The 21,357-nt window shown below is 59.6% G+C and carries 14 protein-coding genes; 10 read left to right on the plus strand and 4 right to left on the minus strand.

What is annotated here, in order from left to right; all coding sequences use genetic code 11:
• The 9 genes from FJ934_RS08320 to FJ934_RS08360 all read left to right on the plus strand — a co-directional run bounded on the left by FJ934_RS08320 (nt 1) and on the right by FJ934_RS08360 (nt 9,485).
• Nucleotides 1-1,371, plus strand: a complete 1,371-nt coding sequence (locus FJ934_RS08320; protein WP_140608600.1) for an NAD-dependent succinate-semialdehyde dehydrogenase — start codon at nt 1-3, stop codon at nt 1,369-1,371.
• 174 nt (nt 1,372-1,545) lie between these two features.
• Complete coding sequence (locus tag FJ934_RS08325) at nt 1,546-1,905, plus strand: hypothetical protein (protein ID WP_246671458.1); 360 nt, start codon at nt 1,546-1,548, stop codon at nt 1,903-1,905.
• An 83-nt stretch (nt 1,906-1,988) separates the two neighbouring features.
• On the plus strand, nt 1,989-2,939 hold the full coding sequence (locus FJ934_RS08330; RefSeq protein ID WP_140608604.1) for an NAD(P)H-binding protein: 951 nt from the start codon (nt 1,989-1,991) through the stop codon (nt 2,937-2,939).
• Between the two features lie 33 nt (nt 2,940-2,972).
• A complete protein-coding gene (locus FJ934_RS08335) occupies nt 2,973-4,490 on the plus strand; it encodes a DUF4331 family protein (protein WP_246671464.1) in 1,518 nt (505 codons plus the stop codon).
• The gene (locus FJ934_RS08340) at nt 4,474-5,115 is read left to right on the plus strand and encodes a HupE/UreJ family protein (RefSeq protein ID WP_246671459.1); all 642 of its coding nucleotides are present in this window, start codon (nt 4,474-4,476) and stop codon (nt 5,113-5,115) included. Before FJ934_RS08335 ends, FJ934_RS08340 begins: the two co-directional genes overlap by 17 nt.
• Nucleotides 5,112-6,200, plus strand: coding sequence for a hypothetical protein (locus tag FJ934_RS08345; protein ID WP_140608608.1), 1,089 nt, complete (start codon nt 5,112-5,114; stop codon nt 6,198-6,200). The genes FJ934_RS08340 and FJ934_RS08345 overlap by 4 nt, the downstream gene beginning before the upstream one ends.
• Before the next feature lie 19 nt (nt 6,201-6,219).
• Entirely contained in the window at nt 6,220-6,585 is a 366-nt protein-coding gene (locus tag FJ934_RS08350) for an EthD family reductase (RefSeq protein WP_140608610.1), read from the plus strand.
• A 266-nt stretch (nt 6,586-6,851) separates the two neighbouring features.
• Complete coding sequence (locus FJ934_RS08355) at nt 6,852-8,369, plus strand: mechanosensitive ion channel family protein (RefSeq protein WP_140608612.1); 1,518 nt, start codon at nt 6,852-6,854, stop codon at nt 8,367-8,369.
• Nucleotides 8,370-8,597: 228 nt separating this feature from the next.
• Nucleotides 8,598-9,485 (plus strand): alpha/beta hydrolase, encoded by an 888-nt coding sequence (locus tag FJ934_RS08360; protein ID WP_140608615.1) that lies wholly within the window; start codon nt 8,598-8,600, stop codon nt 9,483-9,485.
• A gap of 29 nt (nt 9,486-9,514) precedes the next feature.
• Here the strand turns inward: FJ934_RS08360 and FJ934_RS08365 are convergent, their stop codons facing one another.
• Both FJ934_RS08365 and FJ934_RS08370 read right to left on the minus strand, forming a co-directional pair.
• Nucleotides 9,515-12,562 (minus strand): PAS domain S-box protein, encoded by a 3,048-nt coding sequence (locus FJ934_RS08365; RefSeq protein ID WP_140608617.1) that lies wholly within the window; start codon nt 12,560-12,562, stop codon nt 9,515-9,517.
• A 640-nt stretch (nt 12,563-13,202) separates the two neighbouring features.
• Entirely contained in the window at nt 13,203-13,838 is a 636-nt protein-coding gene (locus FJ934_RS08370) for a response regulator (protein WP_140608619.1), read from the minus strand.
• A gap of 151 nt (nt 13,839-13,989) precedes the next feature.
• On the opposite strand from FJ934_RS08370, the gene FJ934_RS08375 reads away from it, so the two are divergent.
• Nucleotides 13,990-14,460: a response regulator gene (locus FJ934_RS08375; protein ID WP_246671460.1), complete on the plus strand. Its 471-nt coding sequence runs from the start codon at nt 13,990-13,992 to the stop codon at nt 14,458-14,460.
• A gap of 2 nt (nt 14,461-14,462) precedes the next feature.
• Here FJ934_RS08375 and FJ934_RS08380 read toward each other — a convergent pair whose 3' ends face one another.
• Both FJ934_RS08380 and FJ934_RS08385 read right to left on the minus strand, forming a co-directional pair.
• Nucleotides 14,463-20,897: an AAA family ATPase gene (locus tag FJ934_RS08380; protein WP_140608622.1), complete on the minus strand. Its 6,435-nt coding sequence runs from the start codon at nt 20,895-20,897 to the stop codon at nt 14,463-14,465.
• Nucleotides 20,898-21,045: 148 nt separating this feature from the next.
• A partial coding sequence (locus tag FJ934_RS08385) for an ATP-binding protein (RefSeq protein WP_246671461.1) occupies nt 21,046-21,357 on the minus strand: 312 nt, incomplete at its 5' end.

The raw sequence follows: 21,357 nt of genomic DNA on the forward strand, positions 1-21,357 counted from the left end.
ATGCTGTATCAAACGATTAATCCCTACACCGAGCATCTGGTTCAAACATTCCCGCTGCACACTGATGGCGAAATCGAAACGATTATCGCCAAAGCGGAGACGGTATACGCGACCGACTGGAGCCGGAGACCGCTTGCGGCTCGCAAAGCTGTCGTCAAGAAGGCGGCCTCGATTCTGCGCGACGACGTCGAGAGATACGCCAAACTCAGCACTCTCGAGATGGGCAAGTTGTTCCGAGAAGCGCGGTCCGAGGTCGGGCTGTGTGCAGACATCCTCGACTACTTTGCGGATAACGCGGATGCGTTCCTTGCTCCGGAGAAACTCCCGGTCAGAAACGGGGAGGCCTTTATCGAGAACGCGCCGTTGGGCGTGCTTTTCTGCATCGAGCCCTGGAACTACCCTTACTATCAGTTGGTTCGCGTAGCGGCGCCGAACCTGATGCTCGGCAACACCATCATCTGCAAGCATGCTCCGAATGTGCCGAAATGCGCGCTGGCGTTCGAGAAGCTTTTTCTCGACGCCGGCGCTCCGGAAGGAACCTGGACAAATGTGTTTGCGACCAACGAGCAAGCGGCACAGATCATCGCAGATGGACGGATCAGGGGCGTTGCGCTGACCGGCAGTGAAAGGGCGGGGTCGGCAGTCGCTTCCGAAGCAGGCCAGGCATTGAAGAAGAGCACGATGGAACTCGGCGGCAGCGACCCATTCATCGTCCTTGATGATGCCGACCTCGACACGGCCGTGGAATTGGCCGTGTTCGGTCGAATGAAAAACGCCGGTCAAACCTGCATCGCGGCAAAGCGCTTCATCGTTCCGGAAAGCATGGCCGACGCGTTCCTTGACGGATTCAAGGCCGGGTTTGAGAAACTGCAGCCTGGCGATCCCATGGACCCTGAAACCTCGCTGGCGCCCCTTTGTACGGACGGAGCGCTCAACAGCGTCCTGAACCAGATCGACACTGCAGTTATAAGGGGCGCCAAGGTGTTGCTGGGCGGAAAGAAGCTCGATCAGCGCGGGTTCTTCCTCGCCCCTACTATCCTCGTCGACGTAAAGCCGGACAATCCCGCCTATCGACAGGAGTTCTTCGCCCCGGTCGCCATGGTCTTTCGCGTCAAGAGTGACGAAGAGGCCGTGCAACTGGCCAATGATTCACCCTTCGGCCTCGGTGCGACGGTGATTGCCAAAGACATCGAACGCGCAAAACGCGTTGCGCGCCAGATCGAGTCCGGAATGGTTTTCATCAACGAGGTGACCGGCACCGCAGCTGACCTCCCGTTCGGGGGCGTGAAGAACTCCGGGTATGGCCGCGAGCTATCGCATCTGGGCATCGGCGAATTTGTGAACAAAAAGCTGATCCGCGTTGCGGCTTGAAGGGACGGTAAGATGTCCAACCATGTTGTTGTCTCCTGACGGGGCTTTTTAAGACGGGTGATGCCGGCTTGACCCGCCAACATCACCAAGAAGCAACCGTGGGATCGTTACCCATCGAAAGGATCATCCGCCATGCATACAATTCGAAAACTTCGGGAGTCAGGCCACGCCACCGTGGCTGACTACGAGACAATTCTCGCTGCAAATGTTGTTTTTCACAGCCCAGTATTAATTCGGGCCATCGAGGGTCGTGCTGTCGTTGCAAAGATCTTCGCGACCTCGACCACGCTACGAGAAGGTGCCTATACGGGCGAGTGGAAGCTGGACGACCGAAGAACCCTGCTGAGATGGAAGGGAAAAATTCAGGGCCACGAGCTGGAAAGCTTCGATATTATCGAAGAAAACGACGAGGGGCTCATCGTCGATCGCGCAATAGCTTTTCGTCCAATGCCCGCAGCGAAACTTTTTCGGGATGCCATGCGGGCTGCCATGGGAAGCTCTATTCCAGACGATTTCTGGGAATATTCGAACTAGAGCTTCGGCGGATCGCAAGTGACTCGACCCAGGCGCGGAGATCCCACCAGTTCGTCTTTTGAATGTATCCAAAGGCCAGCGACATGACGACCAAACATAGACATAACAACCCGATTCTCGTGACCGGAGCAGCCGGCGCTGTGGGTGGCATCGGGCGCAACCTCACGGGATTTCTGCTCGCGAGGGGGTACAAGGTGCGCGCCATGGTTCGGCGTGAGGACGAGCGCGCCGAGGCCTTACGACGAATCGGCGCGGAGGTCGTTGTGGGCGACCTGACGGACCTTGCCTCGATGCATCGCGCCATCCAAGGCTGCCGGCGCATCTATTTTGGAATGTCTACCTCGGCGGCCTACCTGGAAGCCACACTCAACACCGCCGCGGTGGCGCGCCATTACGGCGTCGAGGTGTTCGTGAACATGTCGCAGATGACGGTCTCCCAGATGAGCATTAGCGAGACTACCGACAGTCCGCAGCACAAGCTGCACTGGCTGTCGGAGCAGGCTCTGTCGTGGTCGGGACTGCCGGTTGTCACCATGCGGCCGACAGTCTTTCTTGAGGGCTTCTTTCTTCAACTCGCCGCCGCCGGTGTGCGGGCCTCCGATGCGTTGGCTCTGCCGTTCGGCAGCGGCAAGACCTCTCCGATCTCCGCGGTGGACGTGGCGCGCGCGGTGGCGGTGATCCTCGACGATCCCACCCCGCATATCGGGCAGATCTACGATTTGACCGGGCCGGAATCGGCCGATCTGGACCACTACGCGCGTCTCTTCTCCGAGGCGCTCGGCCGGCCGATCCGATATCACGACGTCCCACTCCCAGGGTGGAGCGAAAACCTTCGTCAGATGCGGTTTCCTGAATTCGTCATCAGGCATCTCTCAGCCATGACTGAGCTGACCAAGCAGGGGCGTTACGACCGCATGACGGACACCCTGCGCAAACTCACCGGCGAAGCACCCACGAGCATGCGCGACTTCGTCAATCTCCATGCCGCTGAGTTCAAGCAGCATGAACCGGCGCATCCGCTGGAGTCGGCTTGAAGTCGTGGCGACCGAGCCGATGAATGGAGGTTGATGATGTCAGATCATGTTGACGGTCCGCGCTCGATCGGCGATCCCCCAGCCGACGTCACCGACCTCTTCGCCTTCATCAGTCCGGAGAACCCGGTGCGCACCGTGCTTGCGATGTGCGTTTTCCCTTCCGCCGGCGAAAGTGCGATCTTCTCGAACGTCATCGATCACGCGATTGCAGTTCGCCGCGTGACCGTTGCCGGCGTTGGCGAGGCGGCGAAGTTTCAACCTGCGCACGAGGAAATTCGCTTCAGCTTCAGGTTCGAGGTGCTGGAGCGCGATGCCGCGGGAAATGTCATCCAGCGCGGCACGTGCACTTTGCCGGACGGTCGCGAACTGTCGCTCATTGTGAACAACGAAAAGGGCGCATCGACTCCGGAAGGCGATGTGCGCGTGTTCGCCGGGCTGCGCTCCGACCCCTTTTATCTCGCGGTAATCGCCTCCGATCTCAGGAGGGTTCCAAATCTGCTCCAGCACGACAACGTGCTCTGCGTGGTCGTCGAGTTCGACACACATCGCCTACTCAATCCCGCTGCCGGCTCATTGTTCGGGGCGATCGCCGAGACTGTCCCCGCCCGCTCGCCGGCAGGCAACGTCTCACATCCGGTTGCCCGCATCGATTGGGTCGGAAAGCCAGAGCAGACGAATATTCGCCTCACCAATCCCGGGTTGCGGGGCGCGGAGGACATCCGCGACCTGTGGAATCAGCAGAAGCCATTCGAGATTTCGAAAGAGCTGCAACCGCTTTTCCTTCAGCGCCTGAAGGACAGCTTCGCCGACTGGGACATGCGTGACGGCAAAGCCGATTGGACGCCGGAAGCGCTCTCCGCCAACGCCAACATCTTCCTCGACGATTTTCTGCTGTTCGATGTGGCGAAGCCGATCACTGACGAAAGCCATCTCGAAATCGAGAAGAGCACGCTTTACGGCCGACCTTATCAGACCGGCGGTGGCCGCACGATCGATGCGAACGTGATCGACATCCTGCTCACCTGGCTCGTCAACCACGATCGGAAGTTTCTCCAGGGTGGGGCGACCCAAGCGACGAAGCCCGGCATGAAGGTGTTTCCGTATTTCGCGATGCCCAACACAGACCTGCAAAGCGTCGATGATTGCGTCGAGCTTGCGGCGGCCGCCGACGCGGTGTGGTCGGTCATCGGACAGTTCAACCTCGACTGGCATCCGTTGGTCGCCCAGGTTCGCCTGACCGGCGCCGGTACTGGTCAACTCCGAAGGATCGAGACGCGCGATGGCGGGGAAGTCGTCGAACGGCTTGAGGAGGTCGACAACGCGAAACGGCTCTATCGCTACACCTTGGTGGCCGGGATTCCCGCTTGCCATTACACCGGCACGATAAAGGTCACGCCGAGGGGCGACGGTTGCGTCGCCGAATGGAGCGTGCAGTACCAGGCCGACAATCAACCCGATATCGTCGTGAGAGCCAGGGTGGCGACGCTGCTCAAAACCGGTCTGGGAAGCCTGAAATCCCGCTTGGAGGTGCGACATGACCCCAATCATTGAACTGAACCGAACTGGAGGCCGAACGGCAATGAACCGCGCTATCCTGGGGGCTTGCGCCGCCGCAATCGTCTTCGTGCCCGTCGCTGCGTCGGCTCATCCCGGCGTTGTTGGCCTCACGCACGGCTTTGCGTCCGGCTGGACACATCCATTCAGCGGGATGGACCATATTCTGGCAATGATCGCGGTCGGTTTGTTCGCCGCTCATATGGGAGGCCGGGCGCGGTGGTTGGTGCCTTTGACGTTTGTTTCCGTCTTGGCGCTAGCGGGCGTCGCTGGCATGGCCGGCGTCAAACTACCGTTCGCGGAAATCGGCATCGCCATGTCGGTTATCGTGCTGGGTCTGGCCGTCGCGTTTCAGCTTAGCGTGCCGACGCTGGTTGCCACATTCCTTGTTGGATTTTTCGCAATCTTTCATGGTCACGCTCATGGCACAGAAATGCCGGAAAGCATGTCGGGGCTGACCTACGGGCTCGGCTTCGTTTGCGCCACCGTGCTGCTTCATGCGACCGGCGTTGGTTTGGGTATCGCGATTGGCAGGACCGGTCCGGCCACGGGCCGTCAACTGGCACAGGTCACCGGCGCCGCCATTTCGTTCGCGGCCATCGCTCTCCTGATTTTGCCATGAGCGCGGCGGCTTCATCGACAGCGTCCTGGCCGCAGGCCACCGACGGGGAAATTGCGGCCATCAACCTGGAAAGTGCGCGCCGCCATGCATGGATGCGCTTCCGGCAAGACCCGACGCTTCCAGATATTGCCGAAGCCATCGTGGATATGGAGAGGCTGAGGATCCAGTTCGCTGGGGATGTGGAAGCGCTCGACCGCCTGGAAGCACTCGCCGCGCGACTTTCAGATGCGGAAGAATCCTTTCGGGCGGCACTCGTTCAGGCCGAGGTAGCCTCGACAGGGCATCGCTTCGCGGACGCAACGATGCACTTGGCGCGCGCCACCGTGCTGGGCGCGCCGCGCGAGGCAGCAGACCGCCAGGCGTTGGCGATCGACCAGGCCCGTGGCATGGAGCTTGACCGCGTGCTTGACGCCCGGCGCCGCATTGCAAGAGCAGGCGCGCGACTGGAGGATCTCGTGCCTCTCGGTGCCGTGCTTGCCGATCTGGAGCGCTTTACCGAAGCGGAGGCGGTGTATCGGCAAGCATTTGATGCATATGCCGGCACGTCGCCTTTCCCGCCGGCCTGGGTCTGCTTTCAGCTTGGCATGTTGTGGGGTGAACTCAATCCGGTACCGGACCTCAATCTGGCCGCGCGCTGGTATCGGCGCGCCATCGCTTACGTGCCGGTCTATGTGAGGGCCCGCGTGCACCTTGCGGAAATACATGCCAGTCAAGGCCGGACTGGTAAGGTGGAGGCGCTACTCCTGCCAGTGCTCTCGAGCAGCGATCCGGAGGTGCGGTGGCGTCTTGCCGACGTTTTGATCGCGCAAGAGAGATTCGAGGAGGCCGAGACACAGCTCGAGGCTGCACGATTTGGCTTCGAAAAGCTTCTTGAGACACATTTGCTCGCATTCGCGGACCATGCCGCGGAGTTCTACGCCGGCAGCGGAAACAACCTGAAACGGGCGCTCGAACTCGCGCGCGCCAATATCGCGAACCGGCCGACACGCCATGCGCTCCAGCAGGCGCATGCCATCGTGTCAAAAGCCAAAGTCACAACCGTGGCGACCCAGGCGAAAGCGCCCCACGTGCAAGTGCCCGAATGATTACCCACGGAGAGAAGCGATGATCAAAGTCAGTGTCATGTACCCCGCCAGCCTCGGGACGCGGTTCGATCACGACTATTATCGCGACAAACACCTGCCGCTCATCAAGAGCAGGATGGGGCCGGCCTTGAAATATTACGCGATCGACAGGAAGCTGGCGGACGGGATGGCAGAGATCCCGGCTACGTATGTCGCAACGTGTCACCTGCTCTGCGATTCAGTGCAGGCGTACCAGTCCGCGTATGGCCCGCACGCCCAGGAGATCTCGGGCGACATCCGCAATTTCACCGATCGGACGCCGATCGTACAAATCAGTGAAGTCGTGGTCGAGAACTCGGCCAGAGGCGAGACCGAAGCGCTACGACATTCTGCCCGCTCACCATGACTGCGGGTCAAGAAAATCCGCGACGATACGCGCGAGCTCACCAATACGGTTCACGCGCCGGACGCGAACAAACGGGATCCCCGGCTGCAAGCCATGAATGACCTTTTGAAAGACGTCTTGGTACGCGACCTGCCTATGATCGCCGCCGATCTGAGCGACTTTTCGTTCACCTAGAGTCTCTGCCGGCGTTCAACTGCCGCCAGATGACCGGCGGCGGTGGTCGCACCTTCTCAGGCAATAGTAGCCGCGCACGGAGTCCGGAGCCAATGCCGAGTTATGGTGACATCACCCAGGTGGTCGCCGACCCTATCGTGAGGACGGGAGCGCTTGCCGTCATCGGTGCCGTCACCACACGGGTGATGCTTCGCAATCGCCGGTTCCACCTCATCGGCCAATTGGCGTTGTTGGCTGTTCTCACCATCCTTCTGATGTCCCACGACATCGTACCGTACGCGCCGGAGCCGCCGGGCGCGTCCAGCTTCCAGCGTTTTTTCCTTGGGCTCGCCAAGATCACATGGTGGACCAGCGCTGCATGGGCGCTGATCAGCGTCGTCCGTGTTTTTCTGATTTTCGAGGGGCGAGCCCGCGAAGGCCGATTCCTGCAGGATCTCATTGTTGGCGTGATCTACATCGGCGCCGTGCTGTCCATCGTGACGTATGTTTTCAATGCGCCGGTCGGTACGTTGATTGCCACGTCCGGCATCGTGGCGCTGATCCTTGGGCTTGCCCTGCAAAGCACCTTGAGTGACGTGTTTTCCGGGATCGCGCTTAGTCTTGACAGGCCCTATAGGGTCGGTGACTGGCTCGCCCTCGGCGATGCGGTCGAAGGCAAGGTTGTCGAGACAAACTGGAGAGCAACGCATCTGCTGACCAGCGCCAATGATCTCGTCATCGTTCCCAATAGCGATCTCGCCAAAGCGAGGCTCACCAATCTCAGCAGTCCCGAGCCCAGCCACGGCATGACGCTTAGCGTACGCTTCCGACCGTCGACCGCGCCATCGGCCATGGTCGAGGTGATGCGTTCAGTCCTGCTGAGCAGCAATTCAATCCTGACGCTTCCCGAACCCAGCATCCACGTGACAGCTCTCGATGCGAATGCGGTCGAGTTGGAGGTGACGTCCAGAGTTGCCGACGTGTCGGCCGTGGGCACGGCGAGAACAGAAGTATTCGATCTGATCTACCGCCATGCCAAGGCTGCAGGACTGGTTCTTGCCCAGCCCGCGAATGGCGGTGTTACAGCCGCCGCGTCGGCCACGGGCGCGGTGCCAGCCGGTTTGCGTACCACGCAGTTGCGATTGCTGGATGTGGTTCCGCTGTTTGCCCACCTGACCGAGGAAGAGAAGGAGACCCTCGCTTCGACCATGACGCGTCGCACCTTTCGCAAGGGCGACGTGCTGATCGAACAGAAAAACGTGTCGCAGTCGCTGATGATCATGCGCAGCGGTGTCGCAATTGTCACACGACGGAGCGACGACCCGGCGGGCGAAACGACCGAACTCACGAGGCTAGCGCCGGGCGACTTCTTCGGAGAGGGTGGTCTGCTGACTGGTGCGGGCGAGTTCGGGTCCATCACCGCGCTCACCGCCGTCGTCGTGTACGAAATTACCCAGGAGGGGCTGGCGCCGCTGATACGGGACCGACCGGCCATCGCCGACGAGCTCGGCGCCCTTCTGTCGAAGAAAACGGCTGTCGAGCTGTCCAAATTCGATCAACGCCATGGCGGCGCGGCCCTGAAATCCGTTCCGCATCTGACCGCCAGGATCAGACATTTGTTCAACCTCTGAACGTGTCTTGTGCTCAGTTTTCACCATTGAGGGGGCGCTTTCGCGCCGTCTCCAAACCGGGGCTCTCGCAACCAAAAGCCGTGCTTCGGCATCGGTGTCCTCCGCCTTTTTCCTGAAATCGATACAAAGGTGTCGCGCATACCTTTGTGCAATTGCGTGTTTTCAGCTCATTTGAAATGCTGCGTCGCGATTTTGAAAAGAGAGACTTCATTTTGAAGGAATGAGCTCATGCAAGCTTCGCATCTTTCCATCCAGCCCCTGTTTCATTCGATCGATGGGTTGTCCATCCGCATCGCCGAGAGCTCGAAAGAGCGTGGCAAGGTGCAAGCGCTCCTGCTCAGCCCCTGGCCCGAAAGCATATACGCTTTCGAAGCGATATGGTCGCGGCTTGCCGAGCACGCACATCTCATCGCGGTCGACTTGCCGGGGTTTGGCCAGTCGGAACGACGGGACTCGCTGATGTCACCGTCGGCGATGGGCGAATTCGTCATAAGACTGGCGGATGAATTGGGACTGGAGCAACCACATGTCGTTGGACCCGACGTTGGCACTCCCGCGGTGCTTTTCGCGGCCGCCCGCACGCCTGAGAGATTCCGCAGTATCATCGTCGGGACAGGCGGCACTGCCGTTCCCCTGCAACTTGGCGGGGTGCTGAAGGACTGGGTTGAGGCGCCTTCCCTGGATCCATATCGTCGCATCGATGGCCGCGATATCGTGCGCGCCGCCACGAGTACGCTCGAACGATACACACTCTCGCAAGCTGCATTCGAGGACTACCTGGCTTCATACGCAGGCACCCGCTTTGCCGAATCGATGCAGTACGTCCGGGCGTACCCTCGCGACCTCCCGATACTCCGTGACTTGCTGCGGCAGATACCAACTCCGGTGCGCGTGATTGCTGGCCGTCACGATCAGGTTGTTCCGTTGGCCAATGCAGAGTTCCTGGTTGAACGCCTGCCCAACAGTGATCTTGCGATCATTGAGGCAGGACATTTCATTTGGGAGGACGCCGCCGACGCGTATGCGGGCTTTGTCACCTCTTGGTGGGATGGAGGCTACATAGCCGACCGCCGCCGACCCAAGGGTCCTGCAGCCGAACCGCAATCCACATCGTAGGCACCCAGCCACATTGTGCCGATTTGGCGTCAATGATGACTGGCACGAAGTTCCATTGAACCTCGCCCATTGCGGACGGAGGGGAGGATGGCAAAGTTGTCCTGCACCCCGTCCCCGGAATATTCCGGGATAGAGAACGAGAATGTGGCTCCCGGGCCGGCGTTCGCTTCGGCCCATAGCCGCCCGCCGAGGCTTTCCACGATCGAGCGACTTATGGATAAGCCGATCCCCATGCCGTCGCTTTTGGTGGTGTAGAAAGTCTCGAACAGGCGTGTCGTTCCCTCCGGCCCGAATCCAACACCCGCGTCCTGCACCATCAACTTCACCTGATCATTGTCGGCCGGCTCCGTTCGAACAAGCAGGCGTCTTGGGCGGTCGACGACGCTGGCCATTGCATCGGATGCGTTACGCAGCAGGTTCATGATCACCTGCTGAAGCTGCACACGGTCACCGCCAACAGGCCTGATGCCATTCGCAAGTTCGGTATGCACAACCACCTTGTCTCGCTGAAGGTCGTTTTTGGCCAAAGCGATCACCTCGCGCGCCACCTCGTTGAGATCTACCGGTTCGATTTCGACAGTTTTCTTGCTAAACAGCGAACGCAATCGTGCGATCATTTCAGCGGCGCGGTTCCCATCGCGCATGGTGCGTCGTGCGGTCTCCTGCGCCATTGCTATGTTTGGGGGGGCGGCAGACAGCATGCGAAGGCAGGTGCTGGCATTCGTTACAATACCCGAGAGTGGCTGATTGATCTCGTGGGCGATCGACGCTGTCAAAACTCCCAGACTTGTAACCCTGGTGACGTGGGCAAGTTCCGATTGAGCCTTGCTGAGCGCTTCTTCTGCCAGCCGGCGCTGAGTGATGTCCATAACGGCCCCGGTGTATTCCAGGCGACCGGGATGATCCCGTGCCAGATGCGCAATCAAATGCAGGTACTTGACTGAGCGGTCGGGCATCAAAATGCGAAGCTGATAATCCAAGTCATGCGCGCCATATTGCGCACGTTCCAGAAAATCAGCCATGAGTGGCAAATCCTCAGGATGGAGCCGCGATGCGACTAGCTCCATCGTCACAGGGTCTTTTGAATCGAACGCAAAGATGCGGTAAAGTTGCTCCGACCATACGATCTCGCCTGCAGAGATGCACCACGAAAAATTTCCCATGCGAGCCAGTTGCTGACCTTCGGCCAAAAAGGCCTGACTGCGTCGCAATCTCTCCTCGGCCTTTTTCCGCTCGGTAATGTCGCGCGTGACTCCAAGTTGCATGACCGAGCCATCGCTGCCAAGCATGGGAGCAGCATGGGTTTCGACGTGCCGGAGGACGCCTTGCAGACTGACGAGGTCAAACTCCAGAAAGCCCTTCTGTCCGTCGCAGACACGCTCGTGAAATAGACGATATTGATCGCGATGCTCGGGAACCACGAAATCGAAGAAGTTGTGTCCGACCACGACGTCAGGCGAGGGCACGCCCGCCATTATCGCGCCAGCCTGATTGGTCCTTAGCACGGTCCCATCACGCGCGACCACTTTGACGCATTCGGGCGTGGTTTCGACGATGGTACGGAAACTTTCTTCGCTGCGCCGGCGATCTTCGATGTCAATATTGACGCCATGCCATTTGACGACAGTGCCGTGCTCGTCGCGCAGCGGATTAGCCCGGAACAGGAACAGTCGATACTCACCATCGTGGCGGCGAAGGCGCGCTTCTGCTTCGCCCGGGGCGCCCGCTGCCAATATGGCCTGCCAGGTGCCGGCCAGCCCGGGCATATCATCTGGATGAACCGTGGCCGCCCAGCCCCAGCCCTGAGCCTGCTCGTCGGATAGACCGATATAATCGAGATAGTGCTGGTTGAAAAACTCGGCGGATCCATCCGGGCGCGCGGACCAGGCCAACACTGGAATGGTGTCGACTATGGCTTTCAGATTGCGTTCGCTGGTTGCGACAGCCTGCTCGGCCCGTTTCTTTTCGTCGATGTCGATGTGCAGGACGTACCACCGGACGATCCGGTTGTCCGTATCCCGGATAGGCAAACCGCGAACTCGAAACCAACGGTAGACGCCATCCTTTCCGCGAAGTCTTTGTTCCGTATCGAATGGGTCACCTGTCGCGAACGAGTGCTCGATCGTTTGAGTGATGCGCTGACGGTCATCAGGATGAACCACGTCGGCGTTTTGCCAATGCTTCAATTTCTTTTTCGATTTGCCGAAGTATTCGAGCAATTGATCGTTCAGTGCCTCGACTTCGCCGGTTGGCGACAAGACGCAAAATCCTGCTGAGATGGTGTTGACGATCAGCTTCGAATTCCGCTCGCTTTCACGTAGCGCATCCTCGGCTCGTCTTCGATCATCGATGTCGATCAAAAGGTGAAGCCAGCGGACGATCTCGCCTTGCGAATCCCGAAGAGGCAGCCCCAGAACGTTGTACCAGCGGTAAACATTGTCGGCACGACGATGGCGGCTCTCGACATTGTAGGGAGTGCTCGTCCGATGCGCTTCCAACTGTGCGGCCACCGTCCGCTCCAGGTCGTCCGGGTGCACAACGTCCGAGCTCTTCCAACCTTTGAGTTCATCGAGCGTTCTACCGAAATAGTCGAGTGTAAGTTGATTGAGTCCCTCGACCTCGCCCGAAGGTGTCGTTACCGCGACTGGAATTGGAATGCTGTCGATGATTGTCTGGAGATCAAGCCTACGCCGCCGCAGCTTTTCCTCGGCGCGCCGTGCATCCTCGACGTCTGTGGCCACTCCACACCATTTGAGAATGTCTCCGGCCGTGCCGCGGATTGGATTGCATTGGAAGTTGATCCAATGATACTGCCCGTCGAAGCGACCAACACGCGCCTCCATCTCCCCCGCCGTGCCGGATGCCACGATCAATCGCCATCTTTCAAGCAGCCGCTCAAGATCTTCCGGGTGAACGAAAGCTTGCCATTTCGATGCACGGATATCTTCCAGGCCGAGGCCGATGAATTCCGACCAGCATCGATTGACAAAATCGATCTGCCCGTCGGGTAAGGCCATCCATACCATGATTGATAGCGCGTCAAAAACGCGGCCGAGATTGATGTCCCCCGTGGCCATTCTTTCGCATCCCTTCGAATGCACGATGCGTCAGCGCATCGCAAACGTACAAAATAGCTTGATTAAACACTTTGAGTTGTTCTGTCGGTGAATCGAACACAGCATCATTGCATTCACGTGCCCGGGTTTCCCGCCTTGCTTAGATATGGACGGCAGGCTCGGTGTCCGATGCAATTTCGAACGCTGGTCCACTCTTCGACAACCTCCTCCGGCCTCATGCGTGAGGCCCTTGGACAGGTGTCGCAGTCGTCGAATTCGCGAAGGCTTGATGAGCGCATGGCAACCTCACTTGTCCTTCGAAAGTTGAGTTTAAAAGCTGGTTTACAGGTAAGGATATTGACCGTCTGGAGGGAGTGTCAGCTATTGCACGCGGGTAGCGGGTGATGACAAAGTGGTTGAGACTCGTAAGCCAAAGTTTATACGCGCGACGCGCGACGATGTCACCGAACCCGGCTGCTGCCACACACCAGATTGTTGCCCTGGGAGACCGCTGGTCCGCCGGCGCGACCATTGTGTCGCCCGAAGTGGATGGTTTTGCGACTTGGAGCGGTTCAGCGTTTGATGGAGACCGACCCGCTCTAGCTCTTTGTTTTTACGCAATCCCGGACGGAAACTGCAGCGCCCTTTTCCTGGAATTGCCCTAGGAGCGTAGCGGCTCGTCGACTATCAGCTTGAGTTTGTCGGCCATCTGCCCGAGCTCCGGAAGCGAACCCGCCTTCATCTTCTGCATCGCTCTGCTGCGATGCACTTTGACGGTGGCTTCCGCGATGCCGATATTGTACGCGATTTGTTTGCTGAGACGGCCGCGCGCCACCTGGATCAAGATTTCGCGTTCTCTCGGGCTCAGCGATGCGAAACGCTTCTTCAGGTCCGCCAGGGCTTGATCACTTTCGCGTCGCGCCCGATCGCGTGACAAGCCAACTTGAATGGCGTCGAGGAGGTCCTGATCGCGGAATGGCTTGGTCAGGAATTCAATGGCCCCCCTTTTCATCGCCTGGACGGACATCGGAATGTCGCCATGCCCAGTGATGAAGATGATCGGCAGGTCCCTTTTTGCCCGACCAAGTTCCTGTTGCAGATCGAGACCGCTTTGTCCCGGCATTCTGATATCCAGCACCAAGCAGATGGGGACATCGGGCAGTTCGGCTCCGAGGAAATCGGAAATAGACGCAAAGAGCTGAAAATCGATGCCGACCGAACGCAACAGACGACCGACCGAGGCACGTAGGTCCGGGTCGTCGTCGATGACCAAGACGCGGGAATTTGCGTCAGACATCGCTGTTGCTCGGAATTAAGAGATCACTGAAATAGGCTCGGTTCGGCTGCTTCGCCATACGGCTATTTTAGTGGCTGTCCGTGAGCCTGAACACCCCAATTCTTGCGCACGTCACCTAAACCAAGATTTATGGCAAGGCGCCAGCGCGCCAATGGCATTCCTCGTACAAATCAAACTAGAACGTGAGGAGCTAGGCATTGTCTGCCGGCACGACTGGCTCGAGCGCGCTGTCGGAGGCAGCATGACCAAAAAGCAATTGGTTTCGGTGGTCGACGACGATCGGTACTTTCGCGAATCCATGCGAAGACTCATCAAATCGCTTGGCTATTTCGCAGAAGCTTTTGCGTCGCCGGCCGAGTTGCTGGCATCTCCCTATCTCGCCGAAACGGGGTGCCTGATCGCCGACATCAACATGCCCGAGATGACCGGGATTGAACTCTTCCGGCACCTCGTCGAACAAGAGAGCACCATACCAACGATCCTCGTAACGGCCTACCCCGATGACGCTGACCAGATCCGTGCCGCGAATGATGGAGTTCTCTGCTACCTTCGCAAGCCGGTTGATGAACAGAAACTGACGGAGTGCCTTCGCGCGGCTCTCACGCGGGCTGAACAAGCATGAGCTTATGATCCCGCTTCGTGGCCGGGGACGGTGAACTTGAACACGGCGCCGTGCGGTTCGTTTTCCTCTGCCCAAAGCCGGCCCCCATGGGCGACTACGATCGATCGGCAGATCGACAGCCCCATCCCCGTTCCAAGGGACTTGGTCGTGTAAAACGCGTCGAAAACGCGCTCCAGTTGAGCCGGTTGGATGCCCGGCCCGGAATCACGAACCGCAACGAGGGCGCCTGTGCGGTCTTGCTCGGTACTGATCGACAACTCGCGTGCACCTTCCTTCATCGAACCCATTGCCTCGGCCGCGTTCAGGATCAGGTTCAGCATGACTTGTTGAATTTGAACGCGATCGGCATGAACCGGGGGCAATCCATCCGCAAAGCGGGTCCGAACCTGGACACCGCTGCTGACGATTGAGCTCCGCGCCAATGCGATTACCTCGCTTATGGCGGTATTGAGGTCAACATAGTCCTTTCGCGGCGGTGCTTTCCTTACCTGATCGCGGATTCGACCAACAATGTCTCCGGCCCGGTCGGTGTCGCCCACAACGCCGCCCAGCGCCTCCCTGACCTCGCTCAGATCCGGCGGTTGCTTGTCCATGAAATTGAGCGCCGCGCGGGCGTTGTTGCGTGCACTGGCGATCGGCTGCGTGATTTCGTGAGATAGCGACGCCGCCAGTTCTCCCATGATGCCCACGCGGTTCATGCGGGCGAAATCCGATTGCATCTGCTGCAATCGCGCCAGCGCTTGCGTGCGATCCTCGATGTCGGTGTTGAAGCCGTACCATTTGACGATGTTTCCATCGTCGTCGCGCAAGGGCATGGTGCGGAACAAAAACCATCGATATTCCCCATCATGGCGGCGCAGTCGCACTTCGGCCTCTCCCGGCATTCCCGAGGCCAACAGGGTTTTCCATGTGACAGCCAGCCCATTCAGGTCATCCGGATGAACTGCGGCCGTCCAACCCCAATCCAGAAGCTGCTCCGCCGGGGACCCAATGTAGTTGAGATATTGCTGATTGAAGAACTCGGCCGAACCGTCCGGCCGTGCCGACCAGGCCAGTGCCGGAATCGTGTCGATAATGAGCCTGAGACTACGCTCGCTTGCCGCCAGCGCCTCTTCCGCCCGCTTTTGCTCGGTAATATCGCGTGCCACCCCATAAGTTCGTCCGCTATCCACCGTCACTGTCCACGACATCCAATGATAGGAGCCGCTCTTTCCACGCAGGCGGTTTTCGAAGTGCTTGTGGCCTTTGGCAAGCTGACCAAGCGCAGCGCGGGTTTTTTCTCGATCGGCCGGGTGGAGGAGCCATTCGGACGATTTGCCAAGCAAATCCTCTACTGGCCAGCCTAGCGTAGCAGTCCAAGCCGGATTGATACTAAAAAGTGTTCCATCCACCGCAGCAATCGCCAGCAAGTCCTGAGATACGTTCCATATTTGCAGCCGCTCCCGCGTCTCGGCTTGTACGCGTTGTTCGAGCGTTTCGTTGAGCTCGCGCAACGCCGCTTCCGCGCGACTTCGCTCGATTGCAACTGCCGCGGCACTGGTGAACAATTCCACTATCCGCTTGTCGCGTGGACTCGAGTCGCGAACATCAAGGTAGAAGAGCGCAAACGTTCCGAGTACCTTGCCCTCGTTGGAAAAGATCGGCGTGGACTCGCAGGATCGAATGCCGAATGGCCTTGCGTAATCCTGGAATTTAACCCACTTCGGATCGGCCGCCAGGTTGGGTACGACGACGGCTTGTCGCGTGGCCACTGCGTAGCAGCACGGCCCTATCATCGATGACACGGGCAATCCATCGATGGCCTTGCGATAATTCTCGTCAAGACTCGGCGCTGCGGTGTCGCGAAACATCGTCGCGTCCTCGTTTACCGGATGGATGCATGCAATGACACTGTCGACTGACTCCTGCTCCATCGTGTGACAGAGCAATTCCAGCGTTCCTTTTAGCGGGCCGCCCTCCGCGACAGTTTCCAGAGCAACCCGAGTGGCCTCCTCGCGGCGCCTGATGATCGCCTCGCGTTCCGCGAGAGCGCGGTACAATCGGGAATTCTCGATCGAGATTGCCGCTTGCGAGGCAAGGACCTTCAGCACGGTGACGCGATCGGGCGTAAAGGCGTGTGACGTTAGATCGTTCTCAAGGTAAAGAACCCCACCAACTTTGGCTTCATTGACAAGCGGCATGCATAGGATGGACCTTGCGTGTTGTTCTTGGACGTAAGGATCTGAGGAATAGGCCGGGTGAGCCGAGGCGTCGTCGACGATCACGTTTTCCCGCGATCGCATGACGTAGCGGACGATGGATCCTGGAAACGCCGCTGCCAGTTCGTCTCCCTGACGAACGATGATGCCGTCCTGGCCGGTCGTTGCTACCGCCACGTGTCGCAAGTCATCCCCGTGCGATAGCAGCAAGAGGCCCCTTTCGGCACCTGCGTGCTCGATCGCGAGATGCATCAGCGCGTCGATAAGTTTCTCCAACTCCATCTCACTGGAGACGGCTTGCGACACCTTGACCACGGTCGCGAAGTCCAGCTGCTCGACCGAGGCTGCAATAGTCGCAACGGCGGTACGCGCCGGTTCGAACTCTCGCAATGAGGGATAAAGCGCCTCGAGTTGCCTGACTTTGCCATCGGCTCCCCAGCGTAGATAACAGGAGCGCGCTTCCCGCAAGTAAGTGGCCGCAATCGTCGCGTAGCCACGCGCCGCATAAAAGCGTGCAGTCAACTCGTTGGCGATGGCTTCGTCGTTGATAAAGCCGTTTGCCCGTGCCGACGCGATGGCGCACTCGTACAGGTCCATGGCCTCGAGCGGGCGCCCCTCGATCCGGGCAATCTCGGCGCCGACCAGCGCTGCACGGCCTTCGAAATTCTGCGGGGAGTTCGCTGCCCAGCCCCGAAGCTCCCGCTCGTGGGTCGCGAGCGCCACCCTGTGCCTGTCGGACGGGTCGGAGTCTGCGGATTGGCAAAGTGACGCGTGAGAGAGTGCCGCGTAGAAGTGATATTCCGTCTTCTCCAACATAAGGAGCGATAGCGGTGCGGACGTCGCGTACCAAGTGTCCACCTTCTCCGCTGCACCGACCGCCGACAGGTAATCGCTGGCGAAGAAGCGAGCCTGGAGTTTTCGGATCCAGTAGTGACATTCCAGGAAAGCGCCGGCGGGTTGACCTGTCGCCCGCTCCTCAAACGCGCGTTCCTTGAACCAACCGTCATCGAGTGAACCGAACTTCGTGGTCTTTCCGCGGAGCGTCCGGACGAGAGCGAGCGGTGCGGACATCCGGTCGAGAAAGAATCCAAACGGAAGCACGAACTCCAATCCCTGCTCGGCCTCATCCTCGACTTGATCGAGTGGATGACCCAGAGCAAGGAGAATGGAAATGAGACTGCGGCACGAAAATGCAGCAAATGCGGGTTCGCCGTGCCGCTTCGCCATCTGAAAAGCACGACGCGCTGGATCGATCGCCTCCGCAAGCGGCCGTGTCCATGGAACCACCACCGCAAAGCGGTTGTAGACCCGCCCCCCAAAATGATTCAGTCCGCGACGCTCGACCAGATCGCAGGCCATCTTCCCAAGTCGATAACCTTTTTCTTGGTCGCCAAAGTGGGCGCTGGCTATCAATCCCGTTGCCGCGTAGCTCACCGGTGCGGCGTCGCTGTTCCCACGCTCCAGACTTAGATTAGTTGCTCTGCAGATGCTGAGCGCGACCAAATTCTCGTCAATGTACTCGGCTGGAAGACTCAGTTTCGTCAGCATGTCGAGCGTCGCAAAAGCCTCGGGATCCTGCATCAGCGGCAGGTTCACGACATCCTCGATCGCGCGATTTCCAAGCAGTGACCAGATGCGCTCATATTCGCGGCGCGTTTCTTCTTCGCTGGGATGCGGCGACCAATCGATACCAACACCCTGCAAGCACTCCAGGGCGACGGCGACGGCCTGCTCGCCCGCCCCAAGCATGGCGTACAGATCCACAAGCCGGCGTCCGACGGCGCATCGTTGGACCGTGCCGACAACACGCGCTGCGAGCGAATTCAGGCGCTCTTCGGCGGCCTGCAAGGCGCCGGTGCAGACCTCGCAGTCCGCCGGGTGCAACTCCAGTTCAAACGCCAGCTCCTGTCGGCGCTCCCACGCGTCGACCGGCAACAGGGCTGCGCCGGCGGTGAGATACGTCAGCGCGGAGCCATAGGCCGACGACGCTTTGGCGCGCTTGCCGGCGGCCAGATTCAGCTCTGCGAGCTGCTCGCGTTCCGTAAGTGACGTGATTAACGGAGTGCCGCGATTGAGCTGGTTGACGATTTCGAAAATTGCCTCGTCGCGCTTTTCCGGTGGCGTGTGCGCCACGAGCAGGCGGCCGATGGTCAAATGCGCCTCGGCGCGTGACTTTTCCGGAATCAGCGCATAGGCGGCTTCTTGGACGCGGTCATGAACGAACTTGTAGGAGTGATCGAGGCGCTCGATCAATTGTTGACGCAGGGCCTCCCGGAGCGCTGCGTGTACTTCTTCCTCGGGCCTTCCCAGAACCATCGAGAGCATCGTGGCATCGGCGATGTTGCCGAGGCAAGCGAGCTGCCGCAAGGCTTCCTGCGTGTCGAGCGGTAGCCGCGTCAGCTTCCCGGCCAGAAGCCCCACGACATTGTCCGTGTACTGTTTGGCGTGGATGCCGCCAAGATCGAAGGACCATCGAGCCTGTCCATGATCGAACGCAAGAAGACGCTCGTCGGCGAGCAGGTGAAGAAACTGAATCACGAAAAACGGATTGCCTTCGGTCTTGGCGAGCACCAGCTCCGCGAGCGGGCCAGCCTGCTCAGCGGCATCACAATGGAACGAGTCCGCGACAAGGCTTCTGAGATCGTTGGGCGCGAGCGGGCCCAACTTGATGTCCTGCACCCTTCCCGTTGCTCGAATCGCCTCCAGCTTGCGCATGAGCGGATGCGCCGCGGTCACTTCATTGTTCCGGAAGGCACCGATGAGGAGGAGATGGCGCAGATCGGACTGGCTCAACAGTTCTTGCAGCAGGCTGAGCGTGGCCTCGTCAAGCCATTGCAAGTCATCGAGAAAGAGTGCCAACGGATGTTCCTGCCGAGCGAACACAGTCAGGAATCGCCGTAAAACCAGTTGAAAACGCCGTTGCGCGTCCTGTGGTGGAACCTCCGGGACCGGCGGCGGCTCGCCGATGATGAGCTTTACTTCAGGAATGAGATCCACAATCAGTCGTGCGTTGGGTCCCAGCGTCTCGCGTAACGCTTCGCGCCAAGGCACAAGGTCCGTTTCGCTCTTGCCGAGCAGCGGTCTGATCAGACCCTGAAAGGCCTGCACCAGCGTCGAGTAAGGAATATCGCGCTTATGCTGATCGAACTTGCCGGAAGCGAAAAGACCCCGCGGCGGTATGAGCGCCGGCTGCAACTCGTTAACGAGCGAAGACTTTCCGATACCGGAATATCCCGATACCAGGACCAGCTCGGGGGCGCCTCCTTTGACGACGCGATCAAAGGAGGCGAGCAAGGTTTCGACTTCTTCTCGCCGACCGTAGAGTTTCTCGGGAATCCGTAACTGGTCCGGCGTGTCGCGTGCGCCGAGTGAAAAGTCATCAATCCGGTGCTGCGCCCCCCATTCGGCCTGGCATCTGCGAAGGTCGCTTTCGAGACCGGAGGCGGTCTGATAGCGATCTTCGGCCCTTTTGGCGAGCAGCTTCATGACGACCGCCGACACGGTGCCGGGGATATCGCTCCGCTGCCCCGTGAGTTCCACCGGCTGCCTGGCGAGGTGGCAGTGCACCCATTCCATGGGCTCGGCCGCCGTAAACGGTAGACCACCGGCGAGCATTTGGTAGAAGGAGATGCCGAGCGCGTACAAATCGCTGCGGGAATCGATTGACCGGTTCATCCGTCCGGTCTGCTCAGGCGCCATGTAGGCGAACGTACCGGCGATCGTTTCGGGAGCGTCGAGGGGCTGGCGCTCGCGGGCCAAACGTGAGGCGATACCAAACCCCGTCAGCCATACCTCACCGGTTGCAGCGTTGACCAAGACATTGGCCGGTTTGATGTCCTTGTGAATGAGCCCGCGCTGATGGAGCTTGCCGAGAGCTGCGGCAATACCGGTCGCCAGCTGCAAGAAGCGTCCCACTTCCATCGGCGCGCCGAGCAGCCGCGCCAGCGGCTCACCGCCGACATCCTCGAGCACCAGGATGGTCCGGCCGGCGTCGTGCACGAGCTCTAACGGCCGCACGGCCCACGCCCGATCGAGCTTATCCTTCAATTCGAATTCGTGGATGAGACGATCGAGGCCAGAGCGTGACTGATGGTCCGTCGCGGGCTGTACAAACAGCACGGGGCGCTGCTTTCCACTCTCGTCCGGCCGCCAGCCGCGGCGAAAGGCGCGTTCGCCGTCCTCCCATGCGGCCTGAGAGCCGATGCCCTCGTACGCGCCACTGGGTGGATCGGACACCATATTGCAAACTCCGGCGCCACGGATGAATTCGGTTGACTATACCGACCGGCGATGCCGCCCGCTATCGGAAACCGGCTGCTGATGACAAGCCCCATGATGGCCCTGAGTGCCTTCGCGCGGCTCTCACGCGGGCTGAACAAGCATGAGCTTATGATCCCGCTTCGTGGCCGGGGACGGTGAACTTGAACACGGCGCCGTGCGGTTCGTTTTCCTCTGCCCAAAGCCGGCCCCCATGGGCGACTACGATCGATCGGCAGATCGACAGCCCCATCCCCGTTCCAAGGGACTTGGTCGTGTAAAACGCGTCGAAAACGCGCTCCAGTTGAGCCGGTTGGATGCCCGGCCCGGAATCGCGAACCGCAACGAGGGCGCCTGTGCGGTCCTGCTCGGTACTGATCGACAACTCGCGTGCACCTTCCTTCATCGAACCCATTGCCTCGGCCGCGTTCAGGATCAGGTT

Source organism: Mesorhizobium sp. B2-4-12 (assembly GCF_006441575.1).
Lineage (GTDB): Bacteria > Pseudomonadota > Alphaproteobacteria > Rhizobiales > Rhizobiaceae > Mesorhizobium.

Bases quoted from the DNA above. Each gene is read 5' to 3' on its own strand.
- FJ934_RS08330 (WP_140608604.1), top strand. From the start codon at position 1,989: ATGACGACCAAACATAGACATAACAACCCGATTCTCGTGACCGGAGCA.
- FJ934_RS08355 (WP_140608612.1), top strand. From the start codon at position 6,852: ATGCCGAGTTATGGTGACATCACCCAGGTGGTCGCCGACCCTATCGTG.
- FJ934_RS08320 (WP_140608600.1), top strand. From the start codon at position 1: ATGCTGTATCAAACGATTAATCCCTACACCGAGCATCTGGTTCAAACA.
- FJ934_RS08360 (WP_140608615.1), top strand. From the start codon at position 8,598: ATGCAAGCTTCGCATCTTTCCATCCAGCCCCTGTTTCATTCGATCGAT.
- FJ934_RS08350 (WP_140608610.1), top strand. From the start codon at position 6,220: ATGATCAAAGTCAGTGTCATGTACCCCGCCAGCCTCGGGACGCGGTTC.
- FJ934_RS08345 (WP_140608608.1), top strand. From the start codon at position 5,112: ATGAGCGCGGCGGCTTCATCGACAGCGTCCTGGCCGCAGGCCACCGAC.
- FJ934_RS08340 (WP_246671459.1), top strand. From the start codon at position 4,474: ATGACCCCAATCATTGAACTGAACCGAACTGGAGGCCGAACGGCAATG.
- FJ934_RS08370 (WP_140608619.1), bottom strand. From the start codon at position 13,838: ATGTCTGACGCAAATTCCCGCGTCTTGGTCATCGACGACGACCCGGAC.
- FJ934_RS08375 (WP_246671460.1), top strand. From the start codon at position 13,990: ATGGCATTCCTCGTACAAATCAAACTAGAACGTGAGGAGCTAGGCATT.
- FJ934_RS08380 (WP_140608622.1), bottom strand. From the start codon at position 20,897: ATGGTGTCCGATCCACCCAGTGGCGCGTACGAGGGCATCGGCTCTCAG.
- FJ934_RS08365 (WP_140608617.1), bottom strand. From the start codon at position 12,562: ATGGCCACGGGGGACATCAATCTCGGCCGCGTTTTTGACGCGCTATCA.
- FJ934_RS08335 (WP_246671464.1), top strand. From the start codon at position 2,973: ATGATGTCAGATCATGTTGACGGTCCGCGCTCGATCGGCGATCCCCCA.